Below are 18,265 nucleotides of genomic sequence, written 5' to 3' on the forward strand. Positions count from 1 at the left end.
CCGAAGCCGACCGCGTCACGCCCTCGGATCCGGCACCGGTGGCCCCACCGCGGTGCCCTGGAACCGCGTCAGGCGCAGGCTGTTCGACACGACCAGGCAGCTCGACGCGGCCATCGCCGCACCCGCGATCATCGGGTTCAGCAGGCCCGCCGCCGCCAGCGGCAGCGCCGCCACGTTGTAGGCCAGGGCCCAGAACAGGTTCGCCTTGATCGTCGCCAGGGTGCGGCGGGACAGCCGGATCGCGTCGACCGCGGCCATCAGGTCGCCGCGGACCAACGTCAGGTCCGCGGCCTCGATCGCCGCGTCCGTGCCGGTGCCGATCGCCAGCCCGAGATCCGCCGTGGCGAGCGCGGCGGCGTCGTTCACGCCGTCGCCGATCATCGCGACGACCCGGCCTTGTGCCTTCAGGTCCGCGATCACCTCGACCTTCTGCTCCGGCGACACCCCGGCGATCACCTCGGTGATCCCGGCCTCCTGGCCGATCGCCTGCGCGACGGCCTCGTTGTCGCCGGTCAGCAGCACCGGCGTCAAGCCGAGCCGGCGCAGCTGGAAGACCGCCGGGGCCGACGTCGGCTTGACCGTGTCGGCCACGACCAGCACCGCGTGCGCGAAACCGTCCCAGGCCAGCAGGACAGCGGTGTTCCCGGCCCGCTCGGCCCGCTGCTTCACCTTGAACAGCGCCGACGGCACGCGCACCGACATCTTCTGCAGCAGCTCGGGCCGGCCGACGACGACGCGGTGGCCGTCCACCCGCCCGAGCACGCCGTACCCCGCGACGGCCCGGAACTCCCGCACCTGGCCGACGTCGCCGAAGCGACGGCGGGCCGCTTCGGTGACCGCGACCGCGATCGGGTGCTCCGACGCGCTTTCCAGCGCGCCGGCCAGCTGCAGCGCCAGGTCCTGCGGCACGCCGTCGACGGTCTTCACGGCGGCCAGGGTCATCTTGCCGGTGGTCACCGTGCCGGTCTTGTCGAGCACGACGGTGTCGACCCGCCGCGTCGACTCCAGCATCTCCGGGCCCTTGACCAGCACTCCGAGCTGCGCGCCGCGGCCGGTGCCCACCAGCAGCGCCGTCGGCGTCGCCAGCCCCAACGCGCACGGGCAGGCGATGATCAGCACAGCGACCGCGGCGGTGAACGCGATCCCGGTCCCGGCGCCGGAGACGAGCCAGAATCCCAGCGTGGCCAGGGAAAGACCCATCACGATCGGCACGAACACCGCGGACACCCGGTCGGCGAGCCGCTGCACGCCGGCCTTGCCGCTCTGCGCGCGTTCCACCATCGCGGCGATGCGCGCGAGCCGCGTCTCGGTGCCGACGCGGGTGGCCCGCACGACGAGCCGTCCGCTCATGCTGACCGTCGCACCGACCACGTCGGCACCGACGCCGACCTCGACCGGGACGGCTTCCCCGGTGACCAGGCTGAGGTCGACCGCGGACGCGCCGTCGACGACCACGCCGTCGGTCGCGATCTTCTCCCCCGGCCGGACCACGAAGTGGTCGCCGACGCGCAGCCGGTCGACCGGGACGCGCTCCTCACGCCCGTCGCGCAGCACGGAGACGGACTTGGCGCCGAGGTCGAGCAGCGCCCGCAGGGCCGCCCCGGCGCGGCGTCGCGACCGCGATTCGAAGTAGCGGCCCGCCAGGATGAACAGCGTGACGCCGGTGGCGACCTCGAAGTAGATCCCGTCGACGTCGTGGTCGGTGTAGAGGGTGAGCGCGAACTCGTGGCGCATGCCGATGACCCCGGCGCCGCCGAAGAACAACGCGTAGAGCGACCAGAGGTACGCCGCGGCGACACCCATCGACACCAGCGTGTCCATCGTCGCGGTGGCGTGGCGCAGGTTCGTCCAGGCCGCGCGGTGCAACGGCCACGCGCCCCAGAGCACCACCGGGGACGCCAGGACGAGCGAAACCCATTGCCAGGCCGGGAACTGCAGCACGGGCACCATCGCCAGCAGGATCACCGGCCCCGCCAGCGACGCCGACAGCTGCAGCCGGCGGCGCAACGCATCGGCCGGCAACGACTCGGCGTCTTCCGCGGCTATCGGCGGTGCGGGCGGCGCGGCGGTGTAGCCGGCCGCTTCGACCGCCTCGATCACGTCGTCGACCGTCATCGACGGTGGCACCCGCACGAGCGCCTTCTCCGTCGCGTAGTTGACACTCGCCTCGACGCCGTCGAGCCGGTTGAGCTTCCGCTCGATCCGCGCGGCGCACGACCCGCAGGTCATGCCGCCGACCACCAGCTCGAACTCCGCACCGGCCGGCGCGGGCGGGGCCACCGCGGCGCGGACGTCGACGCGGCCGAGGGCCCGGATGGGCGCGGTGACGGGGTCGGCGGGACGGCCTCCGGTGGTCATCGGACGAGCTGGTAGCCCGCGACCCGGACCGCCTGCTCGACCTGCCCGAGCTCGAGGGCCGTCTCGCTGGTGACCAGGACATTGCCGGTGCCGAGGTCGACGTCGACCTCGCGGACGCCGGACAGCTCGCCGAGCTCCTCGCGGACCGAACTGGCGCAGTGCCCGCAGGTCATCCCGGTCACCGCGTACGTCGTCTGGGTCATCGTCGTCCACCTTCCCGGCCCACGGCCGTGTCGTGGCGGGAAGGTCGGGTGCGGGAAGCGTTTGGTTCCCGCCGGTTTTCTTCAAGATCGTTTTCAACCGGATCGGCGTGGGCGACGTAGTAGCGGGTGTGAGGCCAGAACGCGCGAACGACGCCGACATCACGCGGTGGGCCCTGCTCGCCGGCCGCGGCGACGGCCCGGCTCTCGAGCAGTTCCTCCGCGCCACCCAGCCCTTCGTCTGGCGGTTCGTCGCCGGGCTCTGCGACGCGCAGTCGGCGGACGACCTGAGCCAGGAGACCTACCTGCGGGCGCTGGGCAGCCTGCACCGGTTCAAGGGCGACTCCTCGGCCCGGACCTGGCTGCTGTCCATCGCGCGGCGGACGGTCGCCGACCACATCCGCGCGCTGCAGGCCCGGCCGCGCCGGTCGTCGGTGACCGACTGGGAGGCCGCGGCGGAGCGCGCCGAGCCGTCCCGCGCGGCGCGGTTCGACGAGCAGGTCGTGCTCGACCAGCTGGTCCAGGCCCTCGACGTCGACCGGCGCGACGCGTTCGTGCTGACGCAGACGCTGGGACTGTCCTATGCGGACGCCGCGGAAGTCTGCGGGTGTCCCGTGGGCACGATCCGCTCCCGGGTCGCCCGAGCGAGGGAAGACCTTTTGGCGGCCATGGCCGGAGTCCGGCCGGGTTATCCGGCGGTCAGCTGACCGAGTCCACTGTGGACCCTCAGCTGACGTTGCCGCGCTCGTCGCGCGCGGTCAGCAGGTCCTCGCGGGCCCGGGCGACCCGGGAGCGCACGGTGCCGATCGGGCAGCCGCAGATCTCGGCGGCCTCGGCGTAGGTGTAGCCGAGCAGCTGGGTCAGCACGAGCGCCTCGCGCCGCTCGCCGTCCAGGTCCCGCAACAACAGCCCGACCTCGACGACCTCTTCGAACCCGGCGGAGTCCGCCCGGCTGCGGGCGGACTGCTCTTCGGCCGCCGCCGTCCAGTCCTGACCGGACAGCCGCGGTCGCGCCGAGCGCGCCCGGAAGTGGTCGACCACGGCCCGGCGGGCGATCGACAGCAGCCAGGTGCGCGACGACGACCGCCCGGCGAACCGGGTGAGCGAGGTCACCGCGCGGGCGTACGTTTCCTGCGTCAGGTCGTCGGCGATCACCGAGTCGGTCAGGTGGGCCACGAACCGCCAGACGTCGGCCTGGGTCGAGCGCACCCAGTCCGCGTAGGCGCGCTGGTCACCGCGCGCCGCGGCGAGGGCGAGCGCGGTGATCCGTTCGTCGTCACGATCCCGGCTGGAGTTCACGGAACGACACCGTAACCCACACCCCCGGGAACTCCGACGGGTCTCCGCGCGACTATGTGGAGGTGAACTGCTCCGACTTCCGCGAAGCGCTCTCGGCCCGGATCGACGGTGAAGCGGGTTCGCTGCCGGACGCGGTGGTGGACCGCCACCTCGCGGGCTGCCCGCACTGCCGGGCGTGGCACGACGACGCCGTGCGGCTGCGGCGGCTGCTGCTGGTCCGCGAAGCACCGCAGGTGCCCGACCTGACCGAGCGCATCCTCACCGAGGTCCCGGCACCCTCGGCCCAGCGCTGGGGCCTGCGGATCGCGCTGGCCCTCGTCGCGCTGGTCCAGAGCGGCCTCGGGTTCGCCGAGCTCCTCTGCGCGGACGTCGGCCACGCCGGGCACGGCGGGATGATGGCGATGGCGGTGCACCTCGGCAACGAGAGCGCGGCCTGGAACCTGGCGATGGGCTTCGGCCTGCTCTGGGCGGCACTGCGCCCGGCGACGGCGTCGGGGCTGCTGCCCGCGCTGGCCGGGTTCGTGGCCGTCCTCGGTCTCGTGTCGGGCATCGACCTCTTCGACGGCGACGTGACCGTGTCCCGGGTGCTGTCCCACGGCCTGCTCGTGGCCGGGGTCGGGCTCCTCTACGGCGTCCGCCGCCAGCACCGCCGCACGTCGACGCCGGGCACGGGCACCCGCGTCGAGCCCGCGGCGCACGACGACGTCACGCTCGGCTGGGAACCCCGCGCCGAGGACGGCGGCCCGGCCCGGCGCCGCCGGTTCCCGCACCTGCCGGCCAGCCGTCGCCGCGCGGCTTGACGTGGCCGAAGGAGCTCCGCCGGAGCGCGCGATCGTCATCACCGACGACTTCGGCCAGCGGATCGAGATGAGCCTCGAGCAGCTCGAGGTACTCGTCGCCGACGTCAAGGCGGGCGTGCTGGACAAGGTCCTCACCCCGGCGGCCGGCTGAACGATCGCAGCCGCAGGCTGTTGGACACCACCAGGACCGACGACAGCGACATCGCGGCGCCGGCGATCAAGGGGTTGAGCAGGCCGAGCGCGGCCAGCGGGAGCGCGGCCACGTTGTAGCCGAAGGCCCACACGAGATTGCCGCGGATCGTCCGCAGCGTGTGGTCGGCGAGCCGGATGGCGTCCGGGACGACCCGCAGGTCCTCCCGCACGAGGACCACGTCGGCCGAACGGAGCGCGATGTCGCTGCCGTGGGCCATGGCCATGCCGAGGTCGGCGGTCGCGAGCGCCGGGCCGTCGTTGACGCCGTCGCCGACCACGGCGACCCGGGCGCCCGCGGCGCGCAGCTCCTCGACCACACGGGCCTTGCCGGCCGGCAGCACGCTCGCCCGGACCTCGTCGACGCCGATCTCGGCGCCGACGGCCCGCGCCGGGATCTCGTGGTCGCCGGTGAGCAGCACGGTCCGCAGGCCCAGCTCACGCAGCGCGGTCACGGCCGCCGCGGCCGAGGGCTTCACGACGTCGCGGACCACGAGCAGCCCGGCGACCTCGCCGTCGACGGCGACGAGCACCGGCACCGCGCCGGCCCGGTGTGCGGCGTCTACGAGCGCCTCGAACTCGGCGTCGAGGACGACGGCGCGTTCGGCGAACAGCTTCGGGCTGCCGACCAGGACCACACGACCGTCCACTGTGCCCTGGGCGCCCAGCCCGGGCAGCGCCGTGAACCCGGTGACGTCGGGAAGGTCGGCGAGTTCCGCGCGCGCCGCCGTCACGACGGCCGCGGCGATGGCGTGCTCGGAGCCGGCTTCGGCCGCGCCGGCGAACCACAGCAGGTCGCCGCGGCTGCGGCCGGGCGCCGGGTGGACACCGGTGACGGTCATCCGGCCGGTGGTCACGGTGCCGGTCTTGTCGAGCACGACGGTGTCGATCCGCCGGCTGGCCTCCAGCGCGTCCGGGCCCTTGATGAGGATGCCCAGCCGGACACCGCGGCCGACCCCGGCCATCAGCGCGGTCGGCGTCGCCAGGCCCAGCGCGCACGGACAGGCGATGATCAGCACCGACACGGCCGCGGTGAACGCGTCGCGCACCGGGTGCCCGGTGAGCAGCCACCCCCCGAGGGTGAGCAGCGACAGCACGAGCACGACCGGCACGAACACCGCGCAGATCCGGTCCACCAGCCGTTGCACCGACGCCTTGCGCGCCTGGGCCCGCTCGGCGAGCGCGGTCATCTGCGCGAGCTGGGTGTGGGCGCCGACGGCCGTGGCGCGCACGACCAGGCGGCCGTCCCGGTTCACCGACGCGCCGATCACCCGGTCACCCGGCCCGGCCTCCGCGGGCACCGGCTCCCCGGTCACCGCGCTGACGTCCACAGTGGACCGTCCACTGTCGACCACGCCGTCGGCGGCGAGCGCCTCCCCCGGCTTCACCACGAACAGGTCGCCGACGGTCAGCTCCCCCACTGGCACCATCCGCTCGACGCCGTCACGCAGCACCCGCACGTCTTTCGCGGCGAGTGCGTCGAGAGCGGCCAGCAGCCCGGCGGCGCCGCGGCGTGACCGGCTCTCGAAGTAGCGACCGGCCAGCAGGAAGGTCGTCACGCCGGCGGCGACGTCGAGGTAGATCGCGTCCGCGCCGGCCGCGGTCGGCCCGAACCCGACCCAGTAGCCCGGATCGTGGCCGCCGAACAAAGTCGCCCACGCCGACCACGTGAAGGAGGCCAGGACGCCGAGCGACACCAGCGTGTCCATACTGGACGATCGGTGCCGCAGGTTGCGCAACGCCGCCCGGTGGAACGGCAGCGCCGCCCAGAACACCACCGGCACCGCGAGGCCGAGGCAGAGCAGCTGCCAGCCGGGGAACCGCAGCGACGGGACCAGGGCCAGGGTGATGGAGAGGTTGCCCAGCGGCACGGCCAGCACCGCCGCGACGACCAGCCGGCGCAGCAGGTCGCGAACCCGCCGCAGTGTGAGGTCCTCGTCGTCGTCACCCCGAAGGCGGGCGCCGTAGCCCGCCTTGCGGATCCGCTCGATCAGCACACCGTCGTCGAACTCGGCGGGCACCTGCACGGTGGCCCGCTCGGTGGCGTAGTTGACCGAGGCGCGGACGCCGTCGAGCTTGTTCAAGGTGCGTTCGACCCGCGCCGAGCAGGCCGCGCAGGTCATGCCCGACACGGCCAGGTCGACGGTGCGGACCGCCCCGATGACCGGGGTTGCGGTGGTCATGCGTTCTCCTCAGTTCCGTCGTCCCGCGAGCTGGGCGAGCATCGCGTTGTAGGCGTCGAAGTCCCCGTCACCGCTGCGGTCGGCCCGCCGGGCGCGGCGGTCGTCGTCGCGCGACCACTGCACCAGCAGCGCGACCACCATGACGACCATCGGGATTTCCCCGCTGGCCCAGGCGATGCCGCCGCCGAGGCGCTGATCGGCGAGCAGGTCACCGGCCCACGGCAGCGCGAGGTAGTGGTAGTAGGTGGACGCGATCACGGTCTGCTTGCTCATCAGGATCACGCCGAAGAAAGCGTGGAACGGCATGACGGCGAACAACATCCCCAGCCGCGCGAGGTGCGGCAGCTGCCGGGGCGTCCGGTCCGCGCCGACCGCGACCCAGGCGAACAGGTAGCCCGACGCCAGGAAGTGGGCCTTCATCAGCTGGTGCGCCCAGTGGTAGAGCATCGCCTGACCGAACAGGTCCGAGAAGTACAGCACGTAGAACGACCCGGCGAACAGGATCGCGGCCACCGCGGGGTGCGCGAAGAACCGGGTCACCGGCGCGTGCAGCAGCGACGTCACCCACTCCCGCGCGCCGGGGACGTCGCCGTGGGCGCCCGCGGGGAGCGCCCGCAGCGCGAGGGTGATCGGGCCGCCGAGGACGAGCAGGACGGGCGCGAACATGTTCAGCGCCATGTGCGTGACCATGTGCAGGCTGAACGTCCCGGGCGCGTAGACGCCGAGTCCCGAGGACGTCACGACGAGGACGATCGCCCAGCCGGCGAGCCAGGCGACCATCCGCCCCGGCGGCCAGTGGTCGCCACGCCGTCGCAGCCGCCGCACTCCGAGCAGGTAGGCCGTCACCGCGATCAGCGCGACGGGCGCGAACAGCAGGTCCGGACGCCACTCCCCGACCAGCCGGGCGAACGTCTGCGGGGCGTCGAGGCCGTAGCCGAGCACCGTTTCCTGCACGGTCGCCGGGTGGTTCGGGAAAGCCGGTGGCACGAGCACGGTCAGCGCGGCCGAGCCGCCGGTTCCCAGCGCCAGCAGGACCAGCTCCGCCACGACCAGCCGGACACCGCGCTGCCGTCGCCGCCACGCGGCCAGCAGCAGGCCCGCGCCGACGAGCAAAGCGGTCTCGACGGCGAGGACGAGACCGTAGCGGCCGAGCAAGCCGTCCGGCCGAGCCAGGACGAGACCTGAGACCGCCCCGGACACCGCGACCACGGCGAAGCACGTCACCGACAGCCGGTGGTAGCGGCGCAGCACCAAATCCGGCACCGCGGTCGCCCGGCGCAGCCGGGCCGGCAACGCCATCAGCGCGCCGAGCCACGCACTCGCCGCCGGGACGTGCCAGAACATCGCGTTGGTCGCCACGTCGTGCCCCGCGCCGACCGACACGTGCCCGACGGCGACCAGCGGGAGCAGCCCGGCGGCGGCGACCACGGCGGCCGCGACGACGGTGCGCCAGGCCATCGCGGGCCAGGCCAGCGCGGCCGCCACCGCCGCCGCGACCGCGACGCAGAGCCAGGCCTTCGGTTCCTCGGTGGCGCTCAGCGTCGGCAGGAACACCTCGGGCCGCAGCACGCGCGCGACCGGCAGCCCCGCCGCGACCGCCGCCGAGAACGGCACGGCGACCACGGCCGCCGCCAGCCAGCACGCGGCACAGCCCGCGGCGAACCGGGAGGCCGCGAAGGCGTCGGCCGACAGGGCCCCGCCCCGTCGTCCGGGCGCGACGAACGCGGCGAACACCAAGCCACCGAACGCTCCCGCGGCCGCGGCGTCGGCCACGAACCGGACCACCGCGAAGCCGTAGGTCGTCAGCGGTCCCGGGTCGGCGTTGCCCAGCGGGTCGTACACGTCGCCCGCGGTGGCGACGACGAGCAGCAGCAGCGCCAGCCCGGCCGCCACCGCCGTCACGACCACGGCGCGGAACCCGGACGTCTTCACCCCTCAGACGTCGGCCGGAGACCACCCGCGGTTCCGCACTGTGATCCAGCCCACTTCGGACGTCCACTTCGGACGGTCGCGTCAGGCCATGGTCAGCAGCATCAGGCCCATGCCGAGGGCCATCGCGCCGTCGGCGCCGCGACCCAGGAACCGCAGGGGCGGCCCCGACGCGCGCGCGTCGTCGAAGGCGCGGGACAGGAAGACCAGGCCCGCCACCACGAACGCGGCCAGCAGCACGAGCGCGACGACCCGCACGTCGACCGGAGTGCCGCCGCCGGAGCCGGCGACGGGCATCGACATCCCAGGATGCCCCGGCATGTCCATCATCCCGCCGCCGGACATACCGCTCATCGCCCGCGGCATCACGAACACCATCCACGCCATGGCCGCCATCATCACCACGTGGTAGCCCGCCGCCCGGCGGCCGCCGTGGTCGGCGTGCGCGGCACCGGTCACCGCCACACCGGCGAACCACACCGCCGCGAGTCCGAACAGGACGGTCTGCGGCAGCCGCGCGAAGCCCATGCCCGCCGGCCACGCCATCACGACCATCGCCACGCACATGACGACGTGCAGGACGTCGCCCACCCGCTCCGCGGCGGTCCCCTGCCGCGCGCACCGGTAGGCGCAGAAGGCCCCGGTGAGCACGAACAACGCCGTCAGGATCCAGCGCAGGCCTTCCGCCGTGATCATGCGTCCACCTTCCGCCGCCGCAGCTCGAGCAGGCCGTCCACGATGACGAAGCCCAGCAGTGACAACCCGAACAACGGCAGGTAGTAGCCGACGACGGCGACCACGACCACCGCCGGTGCCAGCACCCGTCCCGGGATCCGCCGCCACGCTCCGCGCGCCGGCGGCCGGCCGAACCGGGCCTCGCCGCGTGTGGGCCGGCGCAGCCACCACATCCGGTAGCCCCAGACGATCACGGCGACCAGCGCGACCGCCAGCAGCGTCAAGGCGATCTGGTTCCAGATCCCGAAGAGGAAGCCCATGTGGGCGTCGATCCCCCACGTGCTCAGCTTCGCCGCGAGGTTGTAGTCCGCGAACCGCAGGGTGTCGGTGACGGTCCCGGTCGCCGGGTCGACGGCCATTGAATCGACCCGCACCGGCCAGCTCCGGCCGACCTGCGCCACGACGTAGGCCTCGCCGGGACCGGCCGGCGGGCGGACCTCGACCGGGTCGGCCAGCCCGGCCCGCAGCGTCGCTTCGCGCGCGCCGTCGAAGCCGATGTCACGTCCGCTCGACGCGGGGACCGTGGCCGACACCGAAGGTGAGGTCCAGTCCAGTTGCGAGCGCAGTTCGCTGATGCTGTCGCCGGCGTACTGCGACCACGTCAGGCCGGTGGCGGACAGGAACAGCAGCCCGATCGCGAGAACCAGGCCGGTGCGGCCGTGCCAGGTCAGCAGCTTGACCCGGGGGCTCGGCGCCGACGCGCGCTTGCGGCGACGCCGGCCGAGCCAGAGCGCCAGCCCGGCCAGCGCGACGACCCACAGCCAGCTGGCGGCCAGTTCGCTGTACAGGCGGCCGAAGTCGCCGAGGTGGAGGCTGCGGTGCAGGACGTCGATCCAGCTGCGCAACGGCATCGCCTGCCCCGAGCCGTAGGTCTCCAGCTGGCCGCGGACGTCACCGGTGTGCGGGTCGACGAACACCGTCCAGTGGTAGCTGGCTTCCAGGCCGGGCCGGTCGAAGATCACCTGGGTCGTGTCGGTCGGCGTCATCCCGGGCCGCACCCCGGTCAGCGTGCCGTCCGGCACGAGGGCCCGCGCCGCCGCGGCCTGCTGGTCCAGCGGGACGGCGCCCGGCGCCGCGGGAACGTGCAGTTCCCGGTCGTAGACGGCCTGTTCCGCCTGCGGCGCCCAGACGTAGGCCAGCCCGGTGACCGCGGCCACGAGCAGGAACGGGCTGATGAAGACGCCCGCGTAGAAGTGCAGGCGCAGCACCAGCGGCCGGATCGACGCCCAGCCGGCCCGCGGCTCGGCAACCGGCTCCGGTACGAGCTTTTCGCGCTCTTCGATGGACATCGGGCTCCCTTCAGCCGCCACGTCAACAGTCGGGTCCCGAGCGGACGGGGTTCCCGGCCACACTGTGACGCGCCTCACTGCGCCGGATCACCGACCGTCCACTGTGGACTGTCGCGGCGGCTCATGCCCGCGCCGAAGCGACCCGTCACCTCGTCGCAGTCGTCCTCGTGGAGTAGTCGGCTGCCGGGCCGGGACGGTTCCCGCCGACTCGCGCCGGATCGGCGGGCCACGCCGGTGCTGGAACAGACGTTCCGAAGGGTCGGGTTCGAGCCGGACCAGCGTTCGGCTACCGACACCGCCGGCCCGCGTCACGCAGGCCCGGCACCAAGCCGCCGCAAGCCACCCCGCCGCACCAGAAGCCACACGCGCCACACCGGTACCGGTCGTGAGTGTTTAGGAGGGTTAGAACCCTCCTAAACACTCACGACCCCCAGCCGCAGCGCCCCGCGAGTCCCGGCAGTCACGCAAGCCTCGGCGGTTCCCGTGGGCGGCTGAAGCCGACCGGAGTGGCCAGCACGGTGACCGGGGTGGCCAACGCGGTGACCGGGGTGGCCGGGTTGGTGGTCAGGCGGCGGAGCCGTGGCGAGGCCGGGCTTTCGGGCCAGTCGGCCGATCCGAGCCGACGCGGCGACCGGGTTGCCGGGTTGGTGGTCAGGCAGCGAGGGCCGTGGCAAGGCCGAGCTTTCCGACCAGCCGGCCGATCCGAGCCGACGCGGCGACCGGGGTTGCCGGGATGTGTGGTCAGGCAGCGAGGGCCGTGGCAAGGCCGAGCTTTCCGACCAGCCGGCCGATCCGAGCCGACGCGGCGACCGGGGTTGCCGGGATGTGTGGTCAGGCAGCGAGGGCCGTGGCAAGGCCGAGCTTTCCGGCCAGCCGGCCGATCCTGGCCGACACTGACGTGACTGACGTGACTGCCGTACGGCGTCGGCGTTACCGCGTCGCGGCGGCCAGTGCCGCACGAATGGCGTTCTCGCCAGCAGGCTGACCCTTCTCGTCGGAGTACGGCCCGTACGGGGTTCCCCATACCGGCATGCCCGTCGCTTGTCGCCAGCCGTCTGGCAGCGATCCCGTGTCCACCACGCCGTACCCGATGGACTCGACGAACTCGGTCACTTTCGCCTTCGCGGAGTCCCCGGCGATCGGCAGGTACGAACGGTCGGCCGCCCCCACCGGCCGGGCGAGTGCCCGCAGGTGCTTGTGGAAGATGTTGTTGAACGCCTTCACGAGCAGGGCGTCCGGGAGGTACCGCAGCAACAGTTCGCTCGAGGTCAGCGATCCGCTGTCAAGCTCGGGAATGTGCCCGTCACGCTCGGGGCCGTAGTTGCACGTGTCGATGACCGTCTTCCCGGCCAGTGCCGCGGCGGGCAAGTCGGGGAACGCCGTGACCGGCACCGTGACCACGACGATGTCACCGGCCGCCGCGGCCTCCCCGCTCGTCGCCGCGGACGCCCGCGGCCCCAGCTCCGCGACCGCGTCCGCGAGCGTTCCGGGACCGCGTGAGTTGCTGAGCACGACCTGGTGCCCGGCGTCGACCGCGAGCCGCGCGACGGCGCTGCCGATGTTGCCACTTCCGATGAATCCCACCGTCGTCATATCAGCGCCTTCCGTCAGCCGGCCGGGAAGTAGTGGCCGTTGTCCAGATCGGTGAGCAGGTCGGGCTGACCGGGCTCCCAGCCGAGGGTCCGGCGGGTGATGCGGCTGGACACCGGAAGGTCCAGCGTGACCACGGCCGCGAGGAACCCGAAGTATCCCGGCAGCATCAGCTCGTCCAGCGGAATGCTGACGGCGGGCAGGCCGAGACGGCTGCCGATGGCCTCCGCGATCGCGCGGAACGGGATGCCGTCGCTCTCGACGGCGTGCCAGTACCGGCCGGCCACGCCCTTCTCCAGCGCCAGGCGCAACACGGAGGCGGCGTCGCGGACGTGCACCGCGTTCCACCGGTTCGCGCCGTCTCCGGGGTAGCCGGCGAAGCCTTTCTCCTTCGCGACGGCGATCAGCGTGGTGAGGAAGCCCGCGTCGGTCGTGCTGTGCATGATGGTGGGAAGCCGCACGACCGAAGACCGCACTCCCCGCTCGGCGAGGCCGGTCACGGCGGTTTCCACGACGTTGCGAGCCCGCAGGGTGCCCCTGTGCTCGTCGCCGGCCGGCAGGGCCGGGTCGTCCTCGGTGGCCGGGCGGTCCAGCGTCCTCCCGTTCCCGGGCGAGCCGATGCTCCCGGCCGTGACCAGCGGCTTTCCGGTTCCCGCGAGGGCTTCGCCGTACGCGAGCACGATCGGCAGCTCCGCGGCGGCCACGGCGTCCATCCCGCCGGCCGGCAGCAGGTCCTGCCGGTGCGCGACGTGGATGACGCCGTCGGCGCCGGCGGCCGCATCCTTGAGCCCGTCGAGGTCCTCGAGGCTGCCGCGACGCACCTTCGCGCCGAGTGCGGACAACGCCGCCGCGGCGGCGTCCGATCGGGCCAGGCCGGTGACCTCGTGCCCGGCGGCGATGAGGTCCGGGACGAGGTACGAGCCGGCGTGGCCGGTCCCGCCCGTGACGAAAACGCGCATGTTCCTGGTGCTCCTTAAAGGGGTTAGGTGAGCGGTGGTGCGCCGCTTATCCGAGGATCGTGACGCCGAGCGCGACGTCGAACCCCGCGCCGCTGCGGGCCAGGCCCATCAGCAGCAGGCCGGCGCCCTCCAGCCAGTGCGCCATCGCCAGGCCACGGCGTCCAGCGGCCGCAGCCCGAGGCTCTCGACGAACGCCGTCACGCTCGCCTTGGCTCCCGCGTCGTCGCCGGCGACGAGCACGTCCAGCGGGCCGCCCTTGGCCAGGACGTGCCCGAAGACGGTGTTGAACGCCTTGACCACGTGCGCGCTCGCCGGGGCGGCCTCGGCGATCTCCTGCGCGCCGGAACTGCCCTCGGGGGTGACCAGCACGGTGTCGTCGGGACCGGCGAACGTGTTGGAGATGTCCACGATCACCTTGTCGGCCAGCGCTTCCCCGTACTGGGCGACCACCGGCACACCGCCGGCGTGCGGCACGGCGAGGATGACAAGCTCGCCGGCCGGGGTGGCGCCGAACGTCCCGGCCGTGGCGCCGAGGGCCGCGGCCACCTCCTTGGCCTTGACCGCGTCGCGGCCGATGACCTCGACGGTGTGGCCGCTCTCGACCGCGCGGGCGCCGATCGCGCGGGCCATGCCGCCCAGGCCGATGATGCTGATGTTGCTCATGATGTGCTGCTTCCCGGAGCCGGACAGGACGCGCAGCCCCGTCGTCGTCCACTGTCGAGCCGTCGACGCCGCCGGATGACGTGCCCGAACGGCGTCCTGTTCCCGAGGCTGCCAGCGGCCCGAGTGCGTGTCCAAGACCTCTTTCAGCTGCTGCGATACCCTGGAGGCATCGCCGGACCGGGAGGCTCCATGGATCTGGACCTGCGCAAGCTGCGCTACTTCGTCGCCGTCGCCGACAGGCTGCACTTCGGCCGCGCGGCCGATGAGCTGCACATCGCCCAGCCGGTGCTCAGCCGGCAGATCCGCGCGCTGGAGAAGGATCTCGGCGCCGCGCTGCTGACGAGGGACAGCCACGGCGTCACGCTGACCGACGCCGGCCGGCAACTGCTGGCCGACGCCGGCCCGCTGCTCGCCTCCGCGCAGGCGGCCCGCCACCGGGTGACCGTGGCCGCACGGGGCAGCCGGCGGCTGATGGTCGGCTTCCGGGCGGGTGTCGCGACCGCCCCGGCGGTGAACCTGTTCGCCGCCCGCCACCCGGACGTTCCCGTTGACGTACAACGGATCGAGAGCGACGACCAGGCCCCGATGCTGCTGGACGGCCGCATCGACATCGCCTACGTGCGGCTGCCCATCGACGAGGCAGGCTTGCGCGTCGCCCCGCTCTACACCGAACCCCGGGTAGCGGTCCTTCCCGCCGGCCATCGGTTGGCGGGCAAGGAAGAAGTCACCGAAGCCGACCTGGCCGGCGAGCCGCTGATCTGGCCGGCCGACACCAGCACGCAGCCCACCGGACGCCCCCACCCCAACGCCGGCTACGTGGTACGCGGAGTGGACGAAACGCTCGAGCATGTCGCGGCCGGCCGGGGCATCTCGTTCCTGGCCCGCTCGGCGACGGTGTTCTACTCCCACCCGGACATCAGCTACGTGCCCATCCCGGATCTGGCGCCGGAACAGGTGTGCCTCGCGGTGGCGGCGTCGCGCACCTCACCGATGGTCGACGACTTCTTCGCCGCGGCCCAGGAGGCAGCCGACATCACGGCGGAGTGCGGCAACTACGACATGTGGCAACGTGGTGGCGCTGCCGCGGCAAAGCACGATTGAGCAGTCCGGCCGATAACAGCCATTGCGGCGCACAACGGCTGGTGCTGACCACGTTCGACGTGATGAGGCCGGATCGCTGCCGGTCGGGGGCAACCTCAAGCGCCGTACTACGAAGCCAAAGCCGCATCAGTCCTCTATGGATGCTTCACCCTTCCTCGCGGCCCGCTGGCCGCGGTGTGCGGCCATCCGGATCGGGGAGTTCGCCGCGCCGTCACCCGCGTAGCCGCCGATTCGTTGCACCACCTCGAAGAAGACCCGGCAACCCAGCACCAGCGTGAAGAAGTGCAGCAGCTCTCCACGCTCGTCGCGGTCGTAGAGCACCGACTGCCGCCGCAGGGCCGTGAGCAGCTCGGGGTCCGGGGCCAGGCGGGCGTCGAGGTCGTCGTAGTAGTTGCCCGGGATGTCCAGCAGCGGCGCGCCTAGTTCTCGCATCCGGCGGGCGCTCGCGAGCGCGTCGTCGCTGGTCAGGGCGATTCGCTGGGGCTCCCGCACGCTCGGTGCCCACTCCCCTCGCCGCAGCAGCGCCGACTCCAGGGCGATGCGGACGCGGCCGGACGGGTCCGTCACCGTGCGGCTGCGCACGAGTCCGAACGGCGCCGCGAACTCCGTCACCGGCTCCGGCTCGAGGCCGAGCACCGCGCGGTAGAACAGCGTCGCCTCGTCGAAGTGGTCGAACGGCTGGGTGAGGCCCAAGTAGTCGATCCCGGTCACCCCGGCGCCCGGGCCGGGAGCGTCGGACAGCGTGAAGTCGCCGAGCCAGCTGTCGCCGGTTTCCGCGCCGGTGCGGCAGAAGAAGACCGACGTCCCGTCCGGCGCGGCGATCGCCGAGAGGTCCGCCTCGTCCGCGCGGTGGTCGCGCGGCAGGATCGGCGCCCGCAGCCGCTGGGCGCGCCGGGCCGAGGCGACCGGGTCCGCGCTCTCGACGGCGACCGCGCCGACCGACGCGCTCCCGGTGGGGCCCGGACCGTCGGTGTTGAGCAGGATCCGCGCGTCGCCCTGCTGCCACAACCGGACGGGCTTGGACCGGTGCCGGCCCGTCTCGGCGAAACCCAGTCCGCGCAACGCGTTCGCCACCCGCGGGGCCGACACGTCGTCGACGGCCAGCTCGACGAACGTGTGCCCGGCCAGCGCCGGGGCGGGCGGCAGGTCCGCGACCCCGAGGTTCTCCTGCAGGGCCAGCAGGGAGCGCATCGCGTCGACGGCGGCCGGTGCCGGGTCGGCCTGGCGGAAGACGTCGTTGAACACCTCCAGCGACAGCGGCCCGCGGTACCCGGCCGCGAGCACGTGCCCGGTGAAGGCGGTCAGGTCGAACGAGCCCTGGCCGGGGAAGAGCCGGTGGTGGCGGCTCCACTGCAGCACGTCCATCTGCAGCCGCGGCGCGTCGGCCAGCTGCAGGAAGAACAGCTTGTCGCCGGGGATCGTGCGGATCGCGGCCGGGTCGCTGCCGCGCGAGAGGATGTGGAAGCTGTCGAGGCACAGCCCCAGGGCGGGGTGGGCGGCCCGGCGCACGATCCGCCAGGAGTGCTCGTAGGTGTTGACGAACCGGCCCCAGGCCAGCGCTTCGTAGGCGATCCGCAGGCCCCGCGCGGCGGCGTGCTCGGCCAGCAGGTGCAGCTGCTCGGCGGCGAGATCGTCGTCGTCGACCGCGTCCGGCGACACCGTCGAGCAGACCAGCATGGTGCCGGTGCCCAGCTGCTCCATGACGTCGAACTTCAGCTCCGCGCGCCGGAGGTTCCGCGCGAGCACGGCCGGCGGCACCGCCTCGAAGTCCCGGAACGGCTGGTACAGGTCGATCGACAGGCCCAGCTCGGCGCAGTGCTCGCCGATCTCCTTCGCCGACCACGGCGACGCGACGAGGTCGTTCTCGAAGATCTCCACGCCGTCGAACCCGGCCCGGGCGGCCGCGGTGAGCTTGTCTTCGAGCGTCCCGGAGAGGCAGACGGTGGCGATCGAGCGGCGGGAGTCAGTCGAGGACATCGGCGGGCTGCCTTTCACGTGGGGTGTCTCCGGTCAGCACGCCGAGGTGACGCAGCATCCGCCCGGCGTCGGGCTCGGCGCCGGTGAACAGGGTGAACGCCTCCGCCGCCTGGAACACGGCCATCCGGCCACCCTCGAGCACCGGCGCGCCGAGGGCGCGGGCGGTGCGGACCAGCTCCGTTTCGAGCGGCCGGTAGACCACCTCCGCGACCCACAGGCCGGGACGCAGCAGGCCGGCGGGAAGCGGCAGGCCGGGGTGGGCGGCCATCCCGGTCGGGGTGGCGTGCACGAGGCCGTCCGCGGCGGCGACGTCCGGCGCGAGGTCCGTGCCCGCCGACGCGCGATCGGCCCCGAAGCGGCCGGCGAGGGCGGCGGCGAGCGCTTCGGCCCGGCCGGCGTCGACGTCGAACACCCGGACGTGCCCCGCCCCGGCGGTGAGCAGGCCGTGGGTCACCGCGGCACCGGCGCCGCCCGCGCCGAGCACCACGACGGTGCCGAGGTCGACGTCCGGCAGCCCGGTCCGGAGCGCGCGGGCGAAGCCGGACCAGTCGGTGTTGTGCCCGATCGCCCGGCCGTCCCGGAAGACGACGGTGTTGACCGCGGCCAGGGCCGCGGCGTCGGCGGACAGCTCGTCCAGGTGCTCCAGCACCAGCTGCTTGCACGGGTGGGTGATGTTGAGCCCGCGGTAGCCGGCGTCGCGGGCCGCGGCCAGCAGCGGACCGACGGCGGTGGCCGGCACCGCGTGGTCGTCCAGGTCGAACCGCGCGTAGACCAGCTCCAGCCCGAGCCGGCGGGCCTCGGTCTCGTGCAGCGGCGGGCTCAGCGACGGTCCGATGCCCGCGCCGATCAGCCCCGTCAGCACCGTGCCCGGCCTCGCCCGCGACGCGGTGGCGCGGATGGCCTCGACAGCCGAAGACAACGACACGACCACTCCCGTAATGTACGAACTAGTACGTTATTTGTACCTCATGGCACCGGTGCCGTGAAGGGGCT

Annotated in this window: 16 protein-coding genes; 4 read left to right on the forward strand and 12 right to left on the reverse strand. The window is 73.3% G+C overall.

Annotation, left to right across the window (positions count from 1 at the left end):
• Nucleotides 1-15: 15 nt before the first annotated feature.
• Both OHS58_RS14675 and OHS58_RS14680 read right to left on the reverse strand, forming a co-directional pair.
• Nucleotides 16-2,229 (reverse strand): heavy metal translocating P-type ATPase, encoded by a 2,214-nt coding sequence (locus OHS58_RS14675; RefSeq protein WP_328649810.1) that lies wholly within the window; start codon nt 2,227-2,229, stop codon nt 16-18.
• A 125-nt stretch (nt 2,230-2,354) separates the two neighbouring features.
• Entirely contained in the window at nt 2,355-2,561 is a 207-nt protein-coding gene (locus tag OHS58_RS14680; RefSeq protein ID WP_326949314.1) for a heavy-metal-associated domain-containing protein, read from the reverse strand.
• Between the two features lie 128 nt (nt 2,562-2,689).
• Here OHS58_RS14680 and OHS58_RS14685 point away from each other — a divergent pair, with 128 nt between their 5' ends.
• Nucleotides 2,690-3,265 carry a sigma-70 family RNA polymerase sigma factor gene (locus OHS58_RS14685; protein ID WP_326953545.1) on the forward strand — a complete coding sequence of 192 codons (576 nt, stop codon included), beginning with the start codon at nt 2,690-2,692 and terminating at the stop codon, nt 3,263-3,265.
• A 19-nt stretch (nt 3,266-3,284) separates the two neighbouring features.
• Here the strand turns inward: OHS58_RS14685 and OHS58_RS14690 are convergent, their stop codons facing one another.
• Nucleotides 3,285-3,857, reverse strand: a complete 573-nt coding sequence (locus OHS58_RS14690; protein WP_328648598.1) for a sigma-70 family RNA polymerase sigma factor — start codon at nt 3,855-3,857, stop codon at nt 3,285-3,287.
• A gap of 62 nt (nt 3,858-3,919) precedes the next feature.
• Between OHS58_RS14690 and OHS58_RS14695 the strand changes: the two genes are divergently transcribed.
• Nucleotides 3,920-4,657 (forward strand): zf-HC2 domain-containing protein, encoded by a 738-nt coding sequence (locus OHS58_RS14695; protein WP_328648599.1) that lies wholly within the window; start codon nt 3,920-3,922, stop codon nt 4,655-4,657.
• 1 nt (nt 4,658) lies between these two features.
• Nucleotides 4,659-4,808: a hypothetical protein gene (locus OHS58_RS14700; RefSeq protein ID WP_328648600.1), complete on the forward strand. Its 150-nt coding sequence runs from the start codon at nt 4,659-4,661 to the stop codon at nt 4,806-4,808.
• On the opposite strand, the gene OHS58_RS14705 is transcribed toward OHS58_RS14700, so the two are convergent.
• The 7 genes from OHS58_RS14705 to OHS58_RS14735 form a co-directional block, all read right to left on the reverse strand.
• Nucleotides 4,789-7,029, reverse strand: coding sequence for a heavy metal translocating P-type ATPase (locus OHS58_RS14705; RefSeq protein WP_328648601.1), 2,241 nt, complete (start codon nt 7,027-7,029; stop codon nt 4,789-4,791). The genes OHS58_RS14700 and OHS58_RS14705 overlap by 20 nt on opposite strands.
• A gap of 9 nt (nt 7,030-7,038) precedes the next feature.
• Nucleotides 7,039-8,961 (reverse strand): cytochrome c oxidase assembly protein, encoded by a 1,923-nt coding sequence (locus OHS58_RS14710; RefSeq protein WP_328648602.1) that lies wholly within the window; start codon nt 8,959-8,961, stop codon nt 7,039-7,041.
• Nucleotides 8,962-9,042: 81 nt separating this feature from the next.
• On the reverse strand, nt 9,043-9,654 hold the full coding sequence (locus OHS58_RS14715; RefSeq protein ID WP_328648603.1) for a DUF5134 domain-containing protein: 612 nt from the start codon (nt 9,652-9,654) through the stop codon (nt 9,043-9,045).
• The gene (locus OHS58_RS14720) at nt 9,651-10,982 is read right to left on the reverse strand and encodes a PepSY-associated TM helix domain-containing protein (RefSeq protein WP_328648604.1); all 1,332 of its coding nucleotides are present in this window, start codon (nt 10,980-10,982) and stop codon (nt 9,651-9,653) included. The genes OHS58_RS14715 and OHS58_RS14720 overlap by 4 nt, the downstream gene beginning before the upstream one ends.
• Nucleotides 10,983-11,912: 930 nt before the next feature.
• Entirely contained in the window at nt 11,913-12,575 is a 663-nt protein-coding gene (locus tag OHS58_RS14725) for an NADPH-dependent F420 reductase (protein WP_328648605.1), read from the reverse strand.
• A 14-nt stretch (nt 12,576-12,589) separates the two neighbouring features.
• A complete protein-coding gene (locus OHS58_RS14730) occupies nt 12,590-13,531 on the reverse strand; it encodes an SDR family oxidoreductase (protein WP_328648606.1) in 942 nt (313 codons plus the stop codon).
• A gap of 108 nt (nt 13,532-13,639) precedes the next feature.
• Entirely contained in the window at nt 13,640-14,194 is a 555-nt protein-coding gene (locus OHS58_RS14735) for an NADPH-dependent F420 reductase (RefSeq protein ID WP_328648607.1), read from the reverse strand.
• Nucleotides 14,195-14,383: 189 nt separating this feature from the next.
• On the opposite strand from OHS58_RS14735, the gene OHS58_RS14740 reads away from it, so the two are divergent.
• Nucleotides 14,384-15,295, forward strand: coding sequence for a LysR family transcriptional regulator (locus OHS58_RS14740; RefSeq protein WP_328648608.1), 912 nt, complete (start codon nt 14,384-14,386; stop codon nt 15,293-15,295).
• Nucleotides 15,296-15,421: 126 nt separating this feature from the next.
• Here the strand turns inward: OHS58_RS14740 and OHS58_RS14745 are convergent, their stop codons facing one another.
• Together OHS58_RS14745 and OHS58_RS14750 are read right to left on the reverse strand one after the other, a co-directional pair.
• Nucleotides 15,422-17,272: a bifunctional sugar phosphate isomerase/epimerase/4-hydroxyphenylpyruvate dioxygenase family protein gene (locus tag OHS58_RS14745; protein WP_328648609.1), complete on the reverse strand. Its 1,851-nt coding sequence runs from the start codon at nt 17,270-17,272 to the stop codon at nt 15,422-15,424.
• Nucleotides 17,259-18,191: a shikimate dehydrogenase gene (locus OHS58_RS14750; protein WP_328649811.1), complete on the reverse strand. Its 933-nt coding sequence runs from the start codon at nt 18,189-18,191 to the stop codon at nt 17,259-17,261. Before OHS58_RS14750 ends, OHS58_RS14745 begins: the two co-directional genes overlap by 14 nt.
• Between the last annotated feature and the right edge of the window lie 74 nt (nt 18,192-18,265).

The sequence above is a fragment of the Amycolatopsis sp. NBC_00348 genome (assembly GCF_036114655.1).
GTDB lineage: Bacteria > Actinomycetota > Actinomycetes > Mycobacteriales > Pseudonocardiaceae > Amycolatopsis.

Excerpts from the sequence above, each read along its gene's own strand:
- OHS58_RS14675 (WP_328649810.1), bottom strand. The coding sequence starts at position 2,229 with ATGACCTGCGGGTCGTGCGCCGCGCGGATCGAGCGGAAGCTCAACCGG.
- OHS58_RS14680 (WP_326949314.1), bottom strand. The coding sequence starts at position 2,561 with ATGACCCAGACGACGTACGCGGTGACCGGGATGACCTGCGGGCACTGC.
- OHS58_RS14705 (WP_328648601.1), bottom strand. The coding sequence starts at position 7,029 with ATGACCACCGCAACCCCGGTCATCGGGGCGGTCCGCACCGTCGACCTG.
- OHS58_RS14715 (WP_328648603.1), bottom strand. The coding sequence starts at position 9,654 with ATGATCACGGCGGAAGGCCTGCGCTGGATCCTGACGGCGTTGTTCGTG.
- OHS58_RS14720 (WP_328648604.1), bottom strand. The coding sequence starts at position 10,982 with ATGTCCATCGAAGAGCGCGAAAAGCTCGTACCGGAGCCGGTTGCCGAG.
- OHS58_RS14725 (WP_328648605.1), bottom strand. The coding sequence starts at position 12,575 with ATGACGACGGTGGGATTCATCGGAAGTGGCAACATCGGCAGCGCCGTC.
- OHS58_RS14730 (WP_328648606.1), bottom strand. The coding sequence starts at position 13,531 with ATGCGCGTTTTCGTCACGGGCGGGACCGGCCACGCCGGCTCGTACCTC.
- OHS58_RS14735 (WP_328648607.1), bottom strand. The coding sequence starts at position 14,194 with ATGAGCAACATCAGCATCATCGGCCTGGGCGGCATGGCCCGCGCGATC.
- OHS58_RS14740 (WP_328648608.1), top strand. The coding sequence starts at position 14,384 with ATGGATCTGGACCTGCGCAAGCTGCGCTACTTCGTCGCCGTCGCCGAC.
- OHS58_RS14745 (WP_328648609.1), bottom strand. The coding sequence starts at position 17,272 with ATGTCCTCGACTGACTCCCGCCGCTCGATCGCCACCGTCTGCCTCTCC.